At 49.9% G+C, this 18,983-nt stretch carries 15 protein-coding genes; 5 read left to right on the top strand and 10 right to left on the bottom strand.

The window, feature by feature from the left end; genetic code table 11:
* Both ACOJTG_RS18745 and ACOJTG_RS18740 read left to right on the top strand, forming a co-directional pair.
* Positions 1 to 1,617 (top strand): vitamin B12 dependent-methionine synthase activation domain-containing protein (locus ACOJTG_RS18745; RefSeq protein ID WP_420155221.1); only part of this gene is annotated, 1,617 nt, incomplete at its 5' end.
* 91 nt (positions 1,618 to 1,708) lie between these two features.
* The gene (locus ACOJTG_RS18740; protein WP_420155220.1) at positions 1,709 to 2,605 is read left to right on the top strand and encodes an SAM hydrolase/SAM-dependent halogenase family protein; all 897 of its coding nucleotides are present in this window, start codon (positions 1,709 to 1,711) and stop codon (positions 2,603 to 2,605) included.
* On the opposite strand, the gene ACOJTG_RS18735 is transcribed toward ACOJTG_RS18740, so the two are convergent.
* Together ACOJTG_RS18735 and ACOJTG_RS18730 are read right to left on the bottom strand one after the other, a co-directional pair.
* Entirely contained in the window at positions 2,606 to 3,712 is a 1,107-nt protein-coding gene (locus ACOJTG_RS18735; RefSeq protein ID WP_420155219.1) for an XdhC family protein, read from the bottom strand.
* A 44-nt stretch (positions 3,713 to 3,756) separates the two neighbouring features.
* Entirely contained in the window at positions 3,757 to 5,790 is a 2,034-nt protein-coding gene (locus ACOJTG_RS18730; protein ID WP_420155218.1) for a TonB-dependent receptor family protein, read from the bottom strand.
* Positions 5,791 to 5,944: 154 nt separating this feature from the next.
* Here ACOJTG_RS18730 and ACOJTG_RS18725 point away from each other — a divergent pair, with 154 nt between their 5' ends.
* From ACOJTG_RS18725 to ACOJTG_RS18715, 3 genes are all read left to right on the top strand, one after another.
* On the top strand, positions 5,945 to 6,868 hold the full coding sequence (locus ACOJTG_RS18725; protein ID WP_420155217.1) for an AraC family transcriptional regulator N-terminal domain-containing protein: 924 nt from the start codon (positions 5,945 to 5,947) through the stop codon (positions 6,866 to 6,868).
* Between the two features lie 439 nt (positions 6,869 to 7,307).
* Positions 7,308 to 8,831, top strand: coding sequence for an aldehyde dehydrogenase family protein (locus ACOJTG_RS18720; protein ID WP_420155216.1), 1,524 nt, complete (start codon positions 7,308 to 7,310; stop codon positions 8,829 to 8,831).
* A gap of 120 nt (positions 8,832 to 8,951) precedes the next feature.
* Complete coding sequence (locus ACOJTG_RS18715; RefSeq protein ID WP_420155215.1) at positions 8,952 to 9,329, top strand: DUF779 domain-containing protein; 378 nt, start codon at positions 8,952 to 8,954, stop codon at positions 9,327 to 9,329.
* Positions 9,330 to 9,588: 259 nt separating this feature from the next.
* Here ACOJTG_RS18715 and ACOJTG_RS18710 read toward each other — a convergent pair whose 3' ends face one another.
* The 8 genes from ACOJTG_RS18710 to ACOJTG_RS18675 form a co-directional block, all read right to left on the bottom strand.
* Positions 9,589 to 11,304, bottom strand: a complete 1,716-nt coding sequence (locus tag ACOJTG_RS18710; protein WP_420155214.1) for an FAD/NAD(P)-binding protein — start codon at positions 11,302 to 11,304, stop codon at positions 9,589 to 9,591.
* A gap of 332 nt (positions 11,305 to 11,636) precedes the next feature.
* On the bottom strand, positions 11,637 to 12,170 hold the full coding sequence (locus tag ACOJTG_RS18705) for a hypothetical protein (protein WP_420155213.1): 534 nt from the start codon (positions 12,168 to 12,170) through the stop codon (positions 11,637 to 11,639).
* A 59-nt stretch (positions 12,171 to 12,229) separates the two neighbouring features.
* Positions 12,230 to 12,778 carry an NUDIX hydrolase gene (locus ACOJTG_RS18700; protein WP_420155212.1) on the bottom strand — a complete coding sequence of 183 codons (549 nt, stop codon included), beginning with the start codon at positions 12,776 to 12,778 and terminating at the stop codon, positions 12,230 to 12,232.
* A 44-nt stretch (positions 12,779 to 12,822) separates the two neighbouring features.
* Positions 12,823 to 13,965, bottom strand: a complete 1,143-nt coding sequence (locus ACOJTG_RS18695) for a cysteine desulfurase family protein (RefSeq protein WP_420155211.1) — start codon at positions 13,963 to 13,965, stop codon at positions 12,823 to 12,825.
* Positions 13,966 to 14,028: 63 nt separating this feature from the next.
* Positions 14,029 to 15,087: a ferrochelatase gene (gene hemH / locus ACOJTG_RS18690; protein WP_420155210.1), complete on the bottom strand. Its 1,059-nt coding sequence runs from the start codon at positions 15,085 to 15,087 to the stop codon at positions 14,029 to 14,031.
* A gap of 256 nt (positions 15,088 to 15,343) precedes the next feature.
* Positions 15,344 to 16,840 carry a catalase gene (locus ACOJTG_RS18685; RefSeq protein ID WP_420155209.1) on the bottom strand — a complete coding sequence of 499 codons (1,497 nt, stop codon included), beginning with the start codon at positions 16,838 to 16,840 and terminating at the stop codon, positions 15,344 to 15,346.
* A 676-nt stretch (positions 16,841 to 17,516) separates the two neighbouring features.
* Positions 17,517 to 18,605, bottom strand: coding sequence for a complex I subunit 1/NuoH family protein (locus ACOJTG_RS18680; protein ID WP_420155208.1), 1,089 nt, complete (start codon positions 18,603 to 18,605; stop codon positions 17,517 to 17,519).
* 146 nt (positions 18,606 to 18,751) lie between these two features.
* Positions 18,752 to 18,983: amino acid--tRNA ligase-related protein (locus tag ACOJTG_RS18675; protein ID WP_420155207.1), on the bottom strand; the 232-nt coding region annotated here is incomplete at its 5' end.

Below are 18,983 nucleotides of genomic sequence, written 5' to 3'. Positions count from 1 at the left end.
AAATCGGCCCGGGTGATGAAAAAAGCCGTAGCCTACCTTCAACCCTACATTGAAGCGAGTAAAGAAGCCGGATCGACGGCTGGACGTATTCTACTGGCAACGGTGAAAGGCGACGTACACGATATCGGAAAGAACATCGTGGGCGTGGTACTAGGCTGTAACAATTACGAGATTATCGATTTGGGCGTGATGGTACCGACGGATAAAATTCTGGAAGCGGCCAAGACGCACAACGTAGATATCATCGGACTTTCGGGCCTGATTACGCCGAGTCTGGATGAAATGGTGGGCGTTGCCAAAGAAATGGAACGGCAGGGTTTCAACGTACCTCTGCTCATTGGCGGAGCAACGACTTCCCGGATTCATACCGCCGTGAAAATCGACCCGCAGTACTCCGGACCCGTCATTCACGTACTCGACGCTTCCCGCTCGGTACCCGTGGCGGGCCGACTGACCCAGAGCGAGTCATCCAGAGCGGCAGTACTTGCGAGCATCAAAGCCGAATACGCCAAGCTTCGCGAAGATCACGCCAAACGCAAGTCGGACAAGAACTTTGTAAGTATTGAAGCGGCTCGTCAGAATAAGGTAAACATCGACTGGGAGAACTTCCAGGCTCATAAACCCAAGTTTTTGGGTACGCGGGTATTTGACAATTATTCCCTGTCGGAAATTGCCCCGTACATTGACTGGACGCCGTTCTTCCAGACCTGGCAGTTGCACGGCAAATACCCCGCGATTCTGGAAGATCAGGTGGTAGGAGCGGAGGCGAAGAAATTATTCGAAGATGCCAATAACCTGCTGCTGGAAATCATTCACGATCAATCATTGAAAGCAAGAGCTGTTGTGGGTTTCTGGCCCGCCAATAGTCACGAGGATGATATTATTCTGCATCCCTACGAGACCGTAAGCCGGGAGGTGTCCTGCGAACGCCACGGCTCGCATACGCATCTGGAGTATCAGATTAGCCGGGCTAACCGCTCGGGCGAAGAAGTCATTACTACGCCTGCTTTAGCTACGTTGCATCACCTGCGTCAGCAAAGTCAGAAGGCGGCCAATCTGCCTAACTACTCACTGGCCGATTTCATTGCTCCACTAGAAAGCGTACATACGGATTACATCGGCGGTTTTGCCGTGACGACGGGAATCGGTATCGAAGCCCTACTGGAGAAATACGAAAAAGACCACGATGATTACGGTAGCATTATGGTAAAAGCCATTGCCGACCGGCTGGCCGAAGCCTTTACTGAATTGATGCACCAACGCGTACGGAAGGAATTCTGGGGCTACGCTGCCAACGAAACGCTGGAAAATCAGGATTTGATCGAAGAGAAGTATCAGGGCATTCGTCCGGCTCCCGGTTATCCGGCCTGCCCCGAGCATACCGAAAAACGGACTTTGTTCGATTTACTGGATGCTGAACAACTCGGCATTCAGCTTACCGAAAGCTACGCTATGTACCCGGCTAGCTCCGTCAGTGGCTGGTATTTCAGTCATCCCGACAGCCGTTATTTCACCGTGGGTAAAATCCAGAAAGATCAGGTGGAAGATTACGCTAAACGCAAAGGAATGACGTTGGAAGAGGCCGAAAAATGGTTGGCTCCAACTTTGGCGTACTAATAGTAGGCTTTAAAACCAGTACTCCCTCGTTTGCAGTTGCAGGCGAGGGAGTTTTCATAAGTACTCACTGAACAGGATAACTAGGAATCGTATGAAAAACAGACTTTATACTTTCATTACAGGTTTATGCTTACTGATAAATATGGCCTGGGCTCAGCAAAAGATCGTGGTTTTTCAGTCTGATTTTGGCTTGAAGGATGGAGCCGTCTCAGCCATGAAAGGGGTAGCGATGGGTGTTTCCACCGAGTTGAAGTTATTTGACCTAACCCACGAAATACCCGCTTACAACATCTGGGAAGCTGCGTACCGACTTGAACAAACCGTGGCGTACTGGCCCGCTGGTACCGTGTTTGTATCCGTCGTAGACCCCGGCGTAGGGACGGAGCGAAAATCCGTTGTACTGAAGACGAAATCGGGCCATTTCATTGTCACACCCGATAACGGAACACTGACGCTCCTGGCCGAATCAGTGGGTATTGCGGAAGTACGGGAAATCAACGAGGCCGTCAACCGACGGAAAGATTCGGGTAAATCCTACACGTTTCACGGTCGTGATGTATACGCCTACACTGCCGCCCGTCTGGCCGCTGGCGTGATTTCCTTCCCGCAGGTAGGGCCTTTGTTACCGAAGCAGGTGGTATCACTGCCGTATCAGAAAGCGGGTCGGGCGGGGCAATCCCTGAAAGGAACCATTCCCATTCTGGATGTGCAGTACGGTAACGTCTGGACCAATATTACGGCGGACTTGTTTCAGCAATTGGGCATTGCGGTTGGGCAGTCCGTACGCGTTCGGATCTTCCATCAACATCAGAAAGTATACGAAGACATGCTGCCCTACGTGGAAACGTTTGGGGGCGTGGCTGAAGGCAAGCCGCTCGTGTACCTAAATAGTCTTTTGCAGGTTGCCTTCGCCCTGAATCAGGGAAATTTCGCCGAAACGCATCACATCGGTAGTGGCAGCGAGTGGAGTGTGGAACTTTCCCGGTAATTATTCGCTGTAAATGGGACGACTCCGTCGCCGCAACAAGCCTCCTTCCCGATTTGAAAATACCGTTCGGATTTCGGCGAGAATGGAGAGATCGATCTCTTCGGGGGTTGCCGCTCCCGTATCCAGTCCGGCGGGACTGTAGGTCCGCTGGAGCTGAGAATCCGACAGGGGCTGTTTCGCTTCTTCCATCCGCTGAATCATCTTTTCAAATCGCTTGCGGGGACCTAACAGGCCAATGTACGGAACCGTCGTGGCTGTGACGTAGCGATGGTAATTCCGGTAATCCGTCTCCAGATCGTGAGCCATAAGGATCACGGCGGTATAGTCGTCGGGCTGTACCTCGGTATCTTTGGCTACTACGGCATCCGCCCATTGGAAGAGGACTTTGTTGATTTTCTGTGGGTTACAGAAGACCGTCGTCAGCCAGCCCAGTTCACGGGCCTGCCGTACCAGTGGATAAATGTCATAATTACCGCCGTGAATGAACAGGTGGATGGGGGGCAGAATCACTTCCAGTAATACGCAGACCGAGCCAAAAGAACCCGAAAATTCCTGCGTATGCGACTTCTGACTGTGCAGGGCCGTCCGAATCGATTCGTTCAAGGCAGGCAACATGTCCTGCACCGGAAAAAGGGCGGCAAATGAATCAGCGTCCTCAAACCGGTAAACAGATCCCAGCGGTAAGGTGTCCGACTGACTTTCCGTAACGGTTACGACTACGGAAGGACTGCGGCGATGAATCAACGGCTCCAGCTGTAACACCGCATTCGACGGATCGTCTGATTGCAACGGACTCAGCAGTACATCGATAATGCCATTACAACCCAGCCCCACGCCGATCTGGTAGGGATCGTCATCGGTCGTATCATACGTGACAATGGCGGCTTTTCCGGTAGAAATGGCCAGGCGGGCCCGTTTCAGGGCATCGCCTTCCAGACAACCGCCCGAAATTCCACCTATCCACTGTCCGTCTTCGGTAACTAGCATACGGGCTCCCACCCGTCGGTAGGAGGAACCTTCTACCCGAACTACCGTCGCCAGAGCGGCCTTTGTGGTCGTAAAATCAATCTTTTTATAGTGGTCGAGAATGGCTCTTATTTCTTTCATAGCAATAGGGGCCCGCTTGCTCAGGAGCTAGGCGGGCATCCGGCTTATTTCCCCAGGCGTATTTTCACACCTCCAAAGAAAGTACGATCCGTCGCCGGTTCAAAATAACGGCCTCCGGCGGCATTGATCTGTACATTGGCAAAATAGCGTTGATTCAGGAGATTGTTGATGCCCGCAAACGGTTCCAGCGACCAGTTGTTTCGCTTGATCTGCCAGCCCAGTCGCAGGTTGAGTAAGGAATACGCATCCGTTCGAACGGTATTCGCATCGTCGGCGTAAAAGGTACCGTTCCGGCGAAACTGCACGATGCCGTAGAAACCAGCGGGCCGGAAATACCGTACTTCGGCATAGCCAAAATGAGGCGGAATGCCCGGCAACTGATTGTTATCGAACGTGCCCGAAGTGGTACTATAATTGAGGTATTTGAAATTGGAATATGTATAGTTGACGAAAGCGGTTAGCCCTTCGGTAACCTCTGCCGTCAATCCCAGTTCCACGCCCCGGCGACGGGAGTTGCCGGCGTTTCGGTAGAAGGTACGGCCTGGAAACTCAGTCAACTGATACGGTACAATTTCCCCGCGAACATTGACCTGAAAAACGGCGGCGTCCACCTTCAACCAGCCAAACGTAGCTTTTGTACCCAACTCGTAATTGTAAGCCCGCATGGGGCCTAACTCCGGATTGAAACCACCCAGGTTACTGGGATTATTGCCGAGTTCAGTCAGAGCAGGCGTTTCAAAGCTGGTTGAAAAATTGGCGTACACGCTGCGTTGCGGCTGATATTCCCAGTTTAGGCCCGCCGTGGGGCTAAAACGCTGGTAGGTACGGCGACCCGACTGATCGGCATCACTCAGGAAACGGTCTTTTACTTTTAATTGAATATCATCGTAACGGGTACCTACCGTCAGGGCTACGTTTTTACCGAAGCCAAATTCTTGCAACAAATACGCTCCAATGTTACGAAAAGTCTCCACTTGATTGAGCGTTTCGGCACCACTGCGGCCTTCCTGATTGTCGTTTCGTTTGCGGTTATCCTGCTGATTTTCAAGATCAACACCTGCTTTCAAGCGGTACGAAACCGAGCCAAACTGATCGGTATACTGATAGCTGGCTCCGCCGCCCGTAAAGTTTCGGATGAACTGCACATTGCCACCCGCCTGAAAAGCGAGCCGGTTTTCGAAATCGCGGTTGGTCCAGAAGGCCCGGGCCTGTACCTGATGTTTCGTACCCAGCGACTGATCATACACTACGGCAGTGCGGTGTTGCGTGGCTCCCGAGAACGCCTGGAACTGTACGTTTTGCGGACGGGCCATCCGACGGTTCTGTTGCACCTGCTGCATCGTCAGACCACCGGGATCCTGAGCGGTGTTTTTCGCAAAGTTGTACAGAAAGGTTAGTTTGGCTGTAGCACTGAGTTCATGCTGGAATTTTACGTTGAAAAGCCAGTTGTTCATGGCGGCGTACTCGCGATACCCGTCCTGCTGATTGCGACTGGCGTTGATGAGCAGGGACGAACGCTGCCATTTCTGACCCACCTTGATCTGGTACCGCTGAAATCCATAACTGCCCGCGATGGCCTGAGCTTCAGCGAAGTTGCTGGTCGGCGTTTCAGTGGTGTAGGAGAGGATACCTCCCGATGCATTTCCGTACAAGGCCGAGGATGCTCCGCGAATGACTTCCAGCTGGCCCAGACTACCCACGTCGAAATTATTAACTTTCGCCTGACCGTCGGGCGTGGATTCGGGAATGCCGTCGAGCAGAACTTTCAGGCCACGAATGCCGAAGGAGGAGCGGGCTCCAAAGCCCCGGATGGAAATGCGTAAATCCTGAGCGAAGTTGTCCGGATTCTGGGCAAATACGCCGGGAATAGCACCCATGGCATCAAATAACGAAAGTTGCGGCTGACCCACCTGCAGACGATACTGACTTAGCACCGATACGGCAAAGGGGCTACGGTTTTCAGCCACATTTAGTCGCGTAGACTGAATCTCAACGGGGTTCAGATTTCGCGTACGAAGACTGTCCGATTGAGCCCAGGTAAAGAAGGGTATACCAACAAAAAGTAGAGCAAGACGCATAAGAGGACGGAGGGCAATCCGTGTAAATAGATTTTGATACAGGAATAACTTTCAATCAATGCAAATCGTTTTATCTTATAAATAGAATAAATTGGATATTGTCGTTATCTTTCGGCATTAGAGATAAACCTCTCACCCTTAAGATTTTAATGCTATGAAATCGGATTCACTGTTTGATCTCAGAAGTCATTTAAAAAATCGCCGGCTCGATCAGGTGGTTGAAAACCGAACGGCCTATACGCTGGATACGGCGGAACTTACGATCTACGAAACCCATGCTCAGGCCGAGGCCGTTGAGCTGACCTTCCATAACCCGGTACTAACGAGCATGATTCGCGGTAAAAAAGTCATGCGTCTGGATGATACGCCGGATTTTGATTACCACCCCGGCGAGTCGGTACTGGTACCGAGTGAAAAAACCATGCGAATCGATTTTCCGGAAGCTACCTTTCAGAGTCCGACGCAGTGTCTGGCTCTGGCGATTGCTCAAGATGAGATTACAAAATTTACGAACCAGCTCAACGAAACGGTCCCCTTGATTGATTCGGCTTCGGGCTGGCGGTGGTCGGAAAGCAGTTTCTATTTTTCCAATACCTCAACGATCAACGCACTGATTGCCCGGCTCATCGACATTTTCACCGAAAACAATCCGGCCAAAGAATTCTTCGCCGATCTAGTACTGAAGGAGCTAACCATTCGACTCATTCAGACACAGGCCCGTCGTCTGCTCCTGGATCAGGGACAAAAACAGACTACTACCAATCGCTGGGCTTATATCACGCATTACATTCAGGAAAATCTGCACACGGCTTTCAACATACGTCAGCTAGCGGATAAGGCCTGCATGAGCGAACCTAATTTCTACCGGCAGTTCAAGGCTCAGTTTGGTCTGTCGCCGCTGGAGTTCATCAATCAGCAACGCATCCGGCTGGCTCAGCAATTACTGAAAACCACCAGTCGCAGCGTCAGTGACATCAGCGTAACCTGTGGTTTCAATAATCTCAATCACTTCCTGAAACTATTCAAGCGATACAATCAGCTAACGCCTTTGCAGTATCGAGCTACGGGGTTGGTTTAATGAGGTTTGAGTAGTTTGAATAGGTTTGATCAAGTTTCAAGTCTGAGTAGGTTTGATCAGGTTTGATGCAGTTTAAAGTTTGAAAAGGTTGGAGTCGCTTGAGTGCTATAAGCAGGCTTAGTGGGTTTCGTGAGGTTTAAATTTTGATCAGCTATAGTTATGAGTTGGTACTTAAACCATTTGATCAGGTTTGAAGCAGTTTACAATTGCTTCAAACCTGATCAAACTTTTTCAAACTCTTTCAAAACCCCTGAACCTATCTCACACCCCAAACGTGTTCACACCTTAAACTTTATCAAACTACTCAAACTTGAAACCTGCTCAAACCCTCTTCTCCTCAATTTGATAGAATCGTTCTCTTGCTTTGATAGGATCATTCCAACAAAAAATGGTGTATTATCCGAACTTTGTCGCAGTAAACCTCTTAAACACGATTAATATGGAAGCGACACTCGAAGCTCCGGTTCATACGGATCATCCGACTTTTAAAGAACGATACGAAAATTTCATTGGTGGCAAATGGGTAGCTCCGGCTCGTGGTCAGTACTTCGATAATATTTCTCCCGTTGATGGTAAGGTGTTTTGTCAGGTAGCCCGTTCGACTGCCGAAGATATAGAAAAGGCTCTGGACGCGGCTCATGCGGCTTTTCCGGTCTGGTCCAAAACGTCGGTAGCCGCCCGTAGTAATGTGCTCCTGAAAATTGCCGACCGGATTGAACAGAATCTGGAGTATCTGGCGAAAATAGAAACCATTGATAACGGCAAACCCCTGCGGGAAACGCTGGCGGCTGATTTACCGCTGGTCGTCGATCATTTTCGGTACTATGCGGGGGTCATCCGGGCGGAGGAAAGCTCGGTGGCCGAACTCGATTCCACAACTGTTTCATTGAATATCCACGAACCCATTGGCGTAGTCGGACAGATCATTCCCTGGAATTTCCCGCTGCTGATGGCTACCTGGAAAGTGGCTCCAGCTCTGGCGGCGGGCTGTACTATCGTGCTGAAACCCGCCGAACAAACGCCGACCAGTATTCTGATCCTGATGGAACTGGTGGGTGACTTATTACCCGAAGGCGTACTAAACGTAGTAAACGGATTTGGACTGGAAGCGGGCAAACCGCTGGCTTCGTCGAATCGGGTGGCAAAGGTTGCCTTCACGGGTGAGACGACCACGGGCCGCCTTATTCTGCAATACGCCGCTGAAAACCTGATTCCGGCCACGATGGAACTGGGGGGCAAATCGCCCAACATCATTTTCCCGAGTGTGATGGACAAAGACGATGAGTTTCTGGATAAAGCCGTAGAAGGAGCCGTACTGTTCGCTCTCAACCAGGGTGAAATCTGTACCTGTCCTTCGCGTTTGCTGGTACACGAGTCCATTTACGAGGCATTTATTGAGAAAGTCATCGCCCGAACCAAAGCGATCAAAATGGGTAGTCCGCTTGCCCCGGATACCATGCTGGGAGCCCAGGCTTCGAAAGATCAGTACGAAAAGATTCTGTCTTACATCGAAATTGGCAAGCAGGAAGGGGCCGAAGTACTGACGGGTGGAGCGGCGTTCCATCAGAATAGCGGACTGGAAAACGGCTACTACATTCAGCCGACCATTCTGAAAGGACATAACAAAATGCGGATTTTCCAGGAGGAAATCTTCGGCCCGGTCTTGTCCGTAACCACCTTCAAGGATACGGAAGAAGCTATCGCTATTGCTAACGACACGTTATACGGTCTCGGTGCTGGCGTCTGGACCCGCGATGCTCACGAACTCTATACGGTACCCCGGGCCATTCAGGCGGGTCGCGTATGGGTCAATTGCTACCACGCGTATCCGGCTCACGCTCCGTTTGGTGGATATAAGAAATCAGGTTTCGGTCGGGAAACGCACAAAATGATGCTGAGCCACTACCGCCAAACCAAAAACATGCTGATTTCCTACGATAAGAATAAGTTAGGATTCTTTTAAACGAGTTTTCAGTTTGCGGTTTTCTGTTTTCAGTTGGTTACTAGTCGCAGAAATCTTGTGAAGTAAAAAAGGGTAGTACGTATAGAACTGCAAACTGAAAATCGCAAACTGAAAACTATCATGGTTGCTCGCGTTTTAATTACTGATGCGGCGAAAGCCATTATTGATCAACTGCGGGAAGAGCATGGTGAGCTACTGTTTCACCAGAGCGGCGGCTGTTGTGATGGATCTTCGCCGATGTGTTTTCCAATAAACGATTTCAAGATTGGCAGTCACGATGTATTACTGGGACGCGTACACGGCTGCGATTTTTACATGAGTGATTTTCAGTTTGAATACTGGCAACACACGCAATTAACGCTGGACGTAGTACCGGGACGAGGGGCTAGTTTTTCGGCGGAAATTCCGTTAGGCGTACGGTTTCTGATTCGTTCGCGACTTTTTACGGAAGAGGAGTTGCAAAATCTGGAACCTGTTTCCGTTGGTGGATCGGTATAAGTGCTTCATCAACGTTCGCTAGAGCTTCGGGGCAAAACCCGGAGCTCTTTTTTGTTGATACGGGTTGCTTGAAAAGGACGAGGTTAGGTACACTTTCAGCGATAGTTGATGGTTGTTCGTTACTAGTGGTTTGAAATGTAGCGGGTTTCTTTAGGGGCGGCATCGAACCCCTTCCGTATACAGGGGTGTTTGAACAAGACAAAAAGGCTCAGGATACCTATCCTGAGCCTTTTTGTCTTGTTCACTACTCAATCAAATGCTACACCGAAGCAGGCTCTAGAGCCAGAAAATGTCCTACGATCCGGTCCGAAGCTTCCTGGGCGAAATCAAGTCCGGAATAATCGGGATTATAGCCACCCATGTACGGAACGGCCATGTTGTAGATACGCTCACTAGCTACACCCTGCGGATCGACGATCTGAAAATCATCGGTGATGGTAATGCCGGGCACTTGCATATAGTAGGTGCCTTGGCTATCCTGACTGACGGTTTTCGGATTTTTATCCATCGCTTCTTTCCCCGCCTCCTTCGATTGAAAAGCCAGACGAGCCTGACTGACACACTTCGCCTGCTTCAAGCTTTCGAAAGGAAACGAATCCACATTTAAGTGCGGTTGTCCGACACAATCAACGTACGTCGTGTAGGTCTGCGACTGAGGCTTTCCAGCTTCATCTTTGTACTGGTAACGAACGCTCCCTTCGGGTTGAGGCTCTACTTCACTGTCTGAACCTACGGCAATCAGACTAAGCCGACCTGCGTCGTGCAACGCCAGTAATTCTTCGGCGGAGCTTTGGGGCACGAAGGCAATCACCAGCGAAATCAACGGCATGAGCACTTTCGTTAGCCGATGCATATCTTCTGCCGAGAAATATTTCGCGGGATAGTTGAGTGAGAAGCTCAGAGCCGCCAGCATTTCCTTCCAATAGATCGACTCGCGATGCCGAATGGATTGAGCCGCTTCCTCATATTCCGCCCGGAATAAATCAAAAGGATCGGTTTGTTCGCGTTGGGCCATCATGGTTTCCACGAACGCTTCCAGCTTCATATCCTTGATTTGATCGTAGAAGTCGGGATCTTTGGTTTTAAAGGATTGCTTGAAGTTTTCATCAAAGACAAAGTCCAGCGACAGGAAGCCCTCGTTATTGGCCCGATTGGCGGCAATCGATGCTTCATCCATCAATGCATCGCGGGTTACCAGCGGCTCTTCCAGGTGGAAGCGGATGGCTGGTAAGAAACCATCCCGGGAATGAAGCACCATCCGAAAATCAGGGGCATCACTTTCAAAAACAACTTTACCTGCTTCGTTACGACGGAAGGTGCCATTGGCACGAGCGAGGGTACGGAGGGCATCAATAGCCGTGAGCGAAGCCCCGCGTAAGGCAATCGTCTGGTTGTAAACGCCCCGAAGTTTAGCGGGCGGATAGGGTGAATCGAAATACCCTGGAATTTTCCCTTCGTGCGATTTAGGCCAGTCGTGACCCGTACAAATGATCACCGCATCGAACGAAAACCGATCCTTTTCATTGACTTCCACCGATACGCGTTGCTGATCGGGCTCATCGATAATATCCGTGACTGAACTTCCCAGATGAACGTTGGTGACTAGTCCCAGTTGCCGGGCCTTTTCCTGCAATAAGGAAAACTGGTCGGAAAGGTACTGTCCAAACAGCAATCGCGGCAAGACCCGGTAGGAGTGAAAGCTCTGGCGATCAATCCCAAACCTTTGCAGGGTTTCTTCGGGTAAGGTTTGAATCCACTCTCGCACGGAAGTGACCAACGGTGGAATTTCGTTACCGGAAACATTGGTAATATGTTCAACATTCGCCCCCTCTGAACTATAAGGCATACCAGCCCCCAACTGCTGTTTGCTTTCAAAGATGTCAATCGTTACATCTGAGGGGTGTCTTTCGACCAATTGTTTGTAAACGTATAGTCCACTGGGTCCAGCCCCCAGAATGGCGATGTGTTTTTTCACAGCTTCAATAAATGAGTTAGATCTATTCTATACGTTATTAACAAATTTCAACGCATAGTGTTCTGAATAATAAAATTTAGCTGATAATCAGTAATATAATTAGTGACCGTACAGAGAAGGTGGGATAATTACGAATGCTTTTTAGCTAAGATACTAAAGGGATTTATGCTAGTTATGTTGAACGGTATGATATAAACGTTTAAAATTGATCTGTGTTAAAACGTTACCAGGGAAGGATCAAAAGAACAGCTATAATTTTAATAGAATCTTCCGAATCGGGCACTAATAAAGGTGCCTACTGAAATGAGACTTCTTTGCTGTCTGGATGATACCTAGAAGGGCCGTTGCAGACCCCAGTCTAGGTAGCATTGATTGATTTCCCGGCGGGAGGTGAGCCGAATTTTAGGAAGTTCCGCCTGATTGAACAGTTGCGTGTATCGCTTCCGATTTTTAGGCGTAACAACCAAAATATGGTGAATCATTGCCCACTTAATACTATCCTGTCCACCTTCCAGGTTGCCAGGTCTGTTGGATTGAAAAAGAGTACGGTAAAAGTAACGGACCAGGCTGGTTAAGGTAGAGACCTCTAATAAGATCAGGCCGATAGCCCGCTGAAACCGCTGTGGCATACAAACGGTATAGTTCCCATCTATTACCCAGCGATCGCCGGCAATAGCTGCCTCGTGCAAGGCAACAAATTCGTCGCGTGGACGTACCTGCCAGTTGGTATGGGGCCAATGATAAAACTGATCCAGGTGAATGACTTCCAGGTTACATTTCTGACCAATGGCCTGAGCAAGCGTAGACTTGCCGCTGTTGGAAGGCCCTAAAATGCAGATACGATCTCCGAGTTCTGAAAGATCCATAGCAAAAAACGAATGAAGTGAGCGTTTGTAGCGGTTAGATGGACTTTTGTTAGAAAACGTTACAACGCAGTCGATTCAATCCGGTTTAAAATCTCTAGGAAAATGGTTTCCAGCGGAATGAAATTTAGGTCCGTACCTGGGTTTTCCAAGGCCTGTCGAACCTGATGGATGGGTACGAAACGTAGCTCGCTGATTTCTTCCGGCTGGGGTATGAAGGCGGTAATGGGAAGTTGCGTTTTCCAGACAAAGACACCCGCGAACTCCCGGTCGTACAACTGGGTGTGAACATCAAAGCCATCTATTTTCCAGACGTCAATGAAGTGTAATTCCGAAGAAGGAACGGCATATGCAAGCTCCTCGCGTACTTCCCGGAGGGCAGCCGTTCGGTAGTTTTCGCCCGGTTGCAGATGACCGGCAATGCATACGTCCCACAGGTTGGCGAAAAGGTCTTTATCAGGATGGCGAAGATTAAGTAAGAGTTCCCGCTGATCATTAATCACCCATACTTCGGTGCTACGGTGCCAGTCTCCTTCGCGGTGTACGTCGGACCGGGCTTTCGTTTGCCAGCGGGGCAAATTCTGCTCCGTATAGAGTTCAAAATATTCCATGGTTTGGGGATAGAAGATTACCCCAATATTCGGAAAAATCTGGCTTACATCACCAGAAAGTCCGTTCGAGTTTTAGCTACCATGGCCACTACGTGCAAAATGGCCTCGGCAATGTCTTCTTCAGTAGTATAGCGTCCCAGACTAAACCGAACGGAGGCGTGAGCCAGGTCATCACTCAAACCCATGGCTTTCAGTACGTGGGAGGGAAGCACCGAAGCCGACGTACAGGCCGAACCATTCGATACGGCGATGCGGGTAAGATTGATCAGTAACGCTTCGCCATCGACTGCTTCAAAAGCCAGATTGCTTACCTGAGGCAGACGGGAAGTTCGGGAACCGTTCACCCGCGTACCTGGAATCTGTTGCAGTAGTTCAGTTTCGAGCTGATCACGTAAAGCGGCCAGCCGTTCTGCTTCCTGGGTTAGCGTCTGTTGAGCCAGTTCAGCGGCTTTGCCCAGGCCGACAATGCCCGGTACATTCAGCGTACCGGAGCGACGGCCCCGTTCGTGGCCGCCACCGTGCATCTGAATACTCAGGGGTGTTCCTTTCCGAACGTACAAGGCTCCGATACCTTTGGGACCGTATAACTTATGAGCCGACAGACTGAGTAAATCGATGCCTTCAACCGATATGGGTAGTTTACCCACGGCCTGCGTCGCATCGCTATGAAAGAGTACGCCACGTTCGTTACAAACACGGGCCAGTTCGCGGATGGGCTGAATGACCCCCGTTTCATTATTGGCCCACATGACCGATACCAGAGCGGTGTCAGGGCGTAAGGCGTCGCTGACTTGCTGTGCCGTAATGAGTCCGTCAGTATCCGGAGCGAGGTACGTAACTTCGCCACCTAATTTTTCCAGATGCGTACAGACATCCAGTATCGCTTTATGTTCGGTTTGTACCGTAATGAAATGTTTCTTCGAAGAGGCCTCGAATACGCCTGTTAAGGCCAGATTATTCGACTCCGTAGCTCCGCTCGTGAAAACGATTTCCTTTTCCGTGGCTCCCAGAATGCGGGCTACCTGCCGCCGGGCATTTTCGACGGCTTCAGCGGCTTCCCAACCGTAGAGGTGCGTCCGGCTGGCGGCATTGCCAAACTGCTCGGTAAACCAGGGAAGCATCGTTTCCAGCACCCGGGAATCAACGGGCGTAGTCGCGTTATAGTCGAGGTAAATCGGACGGTTCATAGCGATCGTTACCAAAAAAATCGCCCCAGCAGTACCGGGGCGATGCGTTGGTTAAGGGGTGTTTTAAACTTGTTTTTCGACTAAATCGGCGAGCAAATCAATGTACTGGGGACTGTTATTGAGACTTTCCACCAGTTGCCAGTGCTGACCGCCGTTTTTCTCGAAAACTTCTTTGTATTCCTCACCGACTTCAATCGTCGTTTCCAGACAGTCGGCTACGAATGCGGGGCTAAAAGCCAGTACATTTTTCTTCCCTTCTTTCGCCAGTTTCACGACCATATCTTCCGTATACGGCTGAATCCAGGGCGTTTTGCCCAGGCGGCTCTGGAAGCTGGTCGCGTAGGTGCCTTCTTTCAGTCCCAGTTCCTGCACCAGTAATCGCGTCGTAGCGAAGCACTGAGCTCGGTAACAGTATTGATTCCCGGCATGAAGGCGGTCGCAGCAGTTGTTCAACTGGCAGGTCGTACCCGTCGCATCTCCTTTGAGAATCTGCCGCTCCGGTACGCCGTGGTAGCTGAACAGGAAGAAATCGTATTCCCGTTCCTGCATGTACTTTCGGGCCGCTCCGGCAAAAAACTCGACGAATTTGGGGTGATCGAAGAACGTATTGGTAAACGAGATTTCCGGAATCACCTGCCATTTGCCCACAATGTCCATCACTTTTTCGTATACCGAACCTGTAGTAGCGGAGGCATACTGCGGAAAAAAGGGAATGACGATGATTTTACGTAACCCCGCTTTCTGAAACGAATCCAGTCCGGCCTGAATGCTGGGATTCTGGTACCGCATCGCCAATTCGACCACGTAGTCAGAGCCGAGCCGTTGCTGCAAGAGGGCTTTCACATCTTCGCCGTAGAACTTCAGCGGTGAACCCCGTTCTTCCCATAATTCCTGGTACACTTTAGCCGACTTCGGTGCCCGAAACGGGGCAATGATCAAATTGACTAAAGCCCAGCGATTGGCAGTCGGAATATCAATAACCCGGCCATCCATCAAAAACTCACGCAGGTATTTCCGCACATCGGGTACACTGGGGCTATCGGGCGTGCCGAGGTTGACCAGCAGGATACCGGTTTTAAGTTTCTGAGTAGTGGGGACGGACGTTACTTCTAACACTTGCATGGCTGAGGATCGACTAGTAAGGTCAATCTATAAAATAAAACGAATGACGTTTGCTCGTAAGCTTTCAACCCAACAAAGGTCGGAAATGTTTCCCAAAGCGTGGGAATGAATTGGGTTAGTTTGAGGGGTTTTAAGTTTGAGTGTTTGATCGTTTAAGGTTTTAAGTTTGATTGTTTAAAATTGAGCATCGGCGAGACTACGGGTTGTCAAAGATGTACCTGCATCAAACCTGAAACTTTCAAACCTCTCAAACCAACTACGCCGTCTCGTGTTTACGGGGCATGGCAGCTTCTACGTTTACGCCCAGTCCCTGAGCAATTCGCATACCCAGCCCGATGTCGGCCCGGAAAAAATGGCACAACTGGCGGTTGATGATTTCGTCCCGCCGAGGACCATCCACACCACCGAGGGCACCGATAATCGTTTCTACCAAATGAGCTTTCTGCTCCTCGTCGAGTACGTTGCGGTACAGGTTGCCCGGCTGTGTGTAGTGATCGTTTTCACCTTCGGCGTTGCGATCGTACCAGTCGGCCACGTTCGAATCCAGTTCCCAGGCAGGTTCACGGTAGGACTGATCAGCTACGGTATTGTCGAACGAATTGGGGAAGTAGTTGGGGTTACGTCCACCATTACCATCCACCCGCATCTGACCATCGCGTTGGTAGTTGTTGGTAGCGTAGGGACAACGGTTGACCGGAATTTGCTCGTAGTTGCCACCTAAACGGTACCGCTGAGCGTCTGGGTACGAGAGCAAACGGCCCTGTAACATTTTGTCGGGCGAATAGCCGATACCGTCAATCACGTGAGCCGGAGCAAAAGCAGCCTGTTCTACGTCCTGGAAGTAATTGTTGGGGTTTTGATTCAGCTCAATTTCACCGACTTCGATAAGTGGATAATCGGCGTGGGGCCACACTTTCGTCAGATCAAAGGGATTCCAATGATACGTTTTCGACTCGGTTTCGGGCATGATCTGTACCATCATTTTCCACTTCGGGAAATCACCTTTGTCGATGTGTTCGAGCAAATCACGCTGGGCAAAATCCATATCTTTTGACTTCATGGCGTCGGCTTCGGCCGCCGTAAAGTTCTTGATGCCCTGTTGGGTGATGAAGTGGAATTTTACGTAAAAACGCTCATTTTCCTGATTGATGAACGAAAACGTATGGCTACCAAAGCCGTGCATGTGGCGGTACCCGTAAGGCGTTCCGCGATCAGACATCAGGATCATGACCTGATGCAACGACTCCGGATTCAGCGACCAGAAATCCCACATCATCGTGGCTGATTTCATATTGGTATACGGATCGCGTTTCTGCGTATGAATGAAATCGCTAAACTTCTTGGGATCTTTGATGAAGAATACGGGCGTATTATTACCGACCAAATCCCAGTTGCCGTCTTCAGTATAAAATTTCAGGGCAAAGCCACGGGGGTCACGTTCGGTATCCGCTGAGCCTTTTTCGCCGCCTACGGTCGAGAAACGCAAGAACAAATGCGTTTGCTTGCCGACTTCACTGAACAACTTGGCCCGGGTATATTTTGTAATGTCATTCGTAACGGTGAAGGTACCGAATGCTCCGGAGCCTTTGGCGTGTACCACGCGTTCGGGAATACGTTCCCGATTGAAGTGGGCCATTTTTTCGTGCAGAATGTAATCCTGCAATAAAAGCGGGCCACGAGGACCTACACTTTGGCTATTTTCGTGTTCGGCGTAAGGACGGCCGGATGCGGTAGTCAGCTTGTTTTGCTCCATGGGGATAAAGGTTGCTTAGTAGGAAAGAGTTGCTCTTTCGTAGAACCGGAACAAAAGTAGAAGTCTGATTTATATAAGTAAAATCAATGTTTTTGATAACTTATAGTTAAAATTTATAATATGATTAATAGCTGTTCATTATCAATGTATTGCTTATTTAAGAAATGATCGTCTCGTTAGATGCTTATCTTATCGTTATTCACCTAGACTGAATTTGGTACCTTGTACATGGCTGTTCGATAGCTTGTAAGCATCTCCACGACTAACAACAGCCTGCTCAAGGCTACCACATTGCGGCTGCCGTAGGTCGTTCCGCTGCTTACGGGCGGGAGAGGTTTTCATCTATTAACAGGAATTGGTTACTGGTTTTAGCGAGTTAGTATAGCGGACGGCATAAAAACCGGGCCCCGTCCTATCACATTCCATGTCAGAGTTAAGCCGCCTACCATTCCATAGTGGATCCCTCGGCAATGCGGTGGCTTAGAGCAAGAGGAGGTCAGCAACGGGCGTGCCGGCATGGAATGCATACGGACTATAAAGACCAGCCGTGCTTGCGGGACGAAATAGTAACTAATTGTTAGTAAACTTCAGTATGGAATGCATACGACCTAAAAGACTAGCCGTGTGATAGGAAATGGAGCATCAAATAATCACAATAAAAGAAGAATCAATACTCTTAGCTAACCATCCACAGCCGCCAGATACCCGATAAAACGACCAAAATCAAAGCCGCGGGCGTCAGTACTTTCCAGCCGAGGTACATGAGTTGGTCGACCCGCAAGCGAGGGTAAGTCCAGCGTACCCAGATCTGAGTCAGAATTAGTACGGCGGCTTTGGTCAGGATCCAGAACATCCCCGTACAGTTGCCCCAAAAGGTGCCGGGTTGACCGGAAGTCCAGTCGGCCAGTCGTACCAGACCGATGTTGGGTAGGGGTGTATTCCAGCTGCCCAGAAACAGCACGGCTCCCAAAATACTCACCAGCATCATCATGGCGTACTCACTCAGGAAAACCAGTGCCCACCGAAAACCCGAATATTCCGTGTGAAAACCGCCAACGAGTTCCGATTCTGCTTCGGGTAGATCGAAGGGAGCTCGGTTGCATTCGGCCAGTGAAGCAATGAAATAGATGATGAAAACAACGAAGAATAAAGGCATCCGGAAGATATTCCAGCTCAGAAAACCACCATTGGTGGTTACGTCCATTCCCCAACTCTTGATACCCAGAAAATACACGGGTTCCGGTGAGTAAATGCCCTGCTGAAAGCTCATTTCCTGTAAGTCCAGCGTCTGATTGATCATCACTACGCAGAGGATAGATAAGCCCAGCGGAATTTCGTAGCTCACAATCTGAGCCACGGAACGAATGGCTCCGAATAGGGAATATTTATTGTTGGAAGCCCAGCCCGCCATCAGAATACCCAATACATCCAGCGAAACGATGGCCAATAACCAGAAAACACCCACCGACGTAGCCGAGCCAATCCAATCGGGACTGAGCGGCAATACCGCATAGCCCAGATACGCGGCTAGGTAAATCAAGCAGGGGGCCACCAGATACAGCCAGCGATCAGCCAGTTTCGGAACAATATCTTCTTTCTGTAAAAGCTTCAGCAAATCGGCGAATAATTGCAGCAATCCGTAAGGGCCTACTTCGGTGGGGCCGAGTCGGTCCTGAATGAAGCCGGAAATTTTACGCTCGGCGTATACGCCCACGACTACCGTAGCCAGAGTAAGGGCAAGACAGATCAGTAATGCAGGAAGCAAAACGGTACAAATTTTGGGTGTACGGCGACCGGATAGGCCGCCTTCGTCCGCAAATCTACTTCCTGTCGTTCATTTAATATTTAGAATGAAACTAAAAAAGGCCACTTTCTTGCGAGAAGTGGCCTTTTATTAAGTATGGATTCAGACTAAAACTCAGCTGATTTCGGATACCGGGGGAAAGGAATCACATCCCGAATGTTACCCATACCTGTTACGAACTGAATCAGCCGCTCGAAGCCCAGACCGAAGCCCGAGTGCGGAGCCGAGCCGAAACGACGCGTATCCAGGAACCAGTCCATGCTTTCGGGTTCAATACCGACTTCTTTCATCCGGGCTACGAGTTTTTCCAGGTTGTCTTCCCGCTGACTACCACCGATC

The sequence above is a fragment of the Siphonobacter sp. genome (assembly GCF_048595215.1).
Taxonomy (GTDB): domain Bacteria; phylum Bacteroidota; class Bacteroidia; order Cytophagales; family Spirosomataceae; genus Siphonobacter.
Note: the sequence above shows the minus strand (reverse complement) of the source record. Positions and strands in the feature narration are given on the sequence as shown.

Bases quoted from the DNA above. Each gene is read 5' to 3' on its own strand.
- ACOJTG_RS18740 (WP_420155220.1), top strand. From the start codon at position 1,709: ATGAAAAACAGACTTTATACTTTCATTACAGGTTTATGCTTACTGATA.
- ACOJTG_RS18715 (WP_420155215.1), top strand. From the start codon at position 8,952: ATGGTTGCTCGCGTTTTAATTACTGATGCGGCGAAAGCCATTATTGAT.
- ACOJTG_RS18725 (WP_420155217.1), top strand. From the start codon at position 5,945: ATGAAATCGGATTCACTGTTTGATCTCAGAAGTCATTTAAAAAATCGC.
- ACOJTG_RS18695 (WP_420155211.1), bottom strand. From the start codon at position 13,965: ATGAACCGTCCGATTTACCTCGACTATAACGCGACTACGCCCGTTGAT.
- ACOJTG_RS18705 (WP_420155213.1), bottom strand. From the start codon at position 12,170: ATGGATCTTTCAGAACTCGGAGATCGTATCTGCATTTTAGGGCCTTCC.
- ACOJTG_RS18685 (WP_420155209.1), bottom strand. From the start codon at position 16,840: ATGGAGCAAAACAAGCTGACTACCGCATCCGGCCGTCCTTACGCCGAA.
- ACOJTG_RS18700 (WP_420155212.1), bottom strand. From the start codon at position 12,778: ATGGAATATTTTGAACTCTATACGGAGCAGAATTTGCCCCGCTGGCAA.
- ACOJTG_RS18730 (WP_420155218.1), bottom strand. From the start codon at position 5,790: ATGCGTCTTGCTCTACTTTTTGTTGGTATACCCTTCTTTACCTGGGCT.
- hemH (WP_420155210.1), bottom strand. From the start codon at position 15,087: ATGCAAGTGTTAGAAGTAACGTCCGTCCCCACTACTCAGAAACTTAAA.
- ACOJTG_RS18735 (WP_420155219.1), bottom strand. From the start codon at position 3,712: ATGAAAGAAATAAGAGCCATTCTCGACCACTATAAAAAGATTGATTTT.
- ACOJTG_RS18720 (WP_420155216.1), top strand. From the start codon at position 7,308: ATGGAAGCGACACTCGAAGCTCCGGTTCATACGGATCATCCGACTTTT.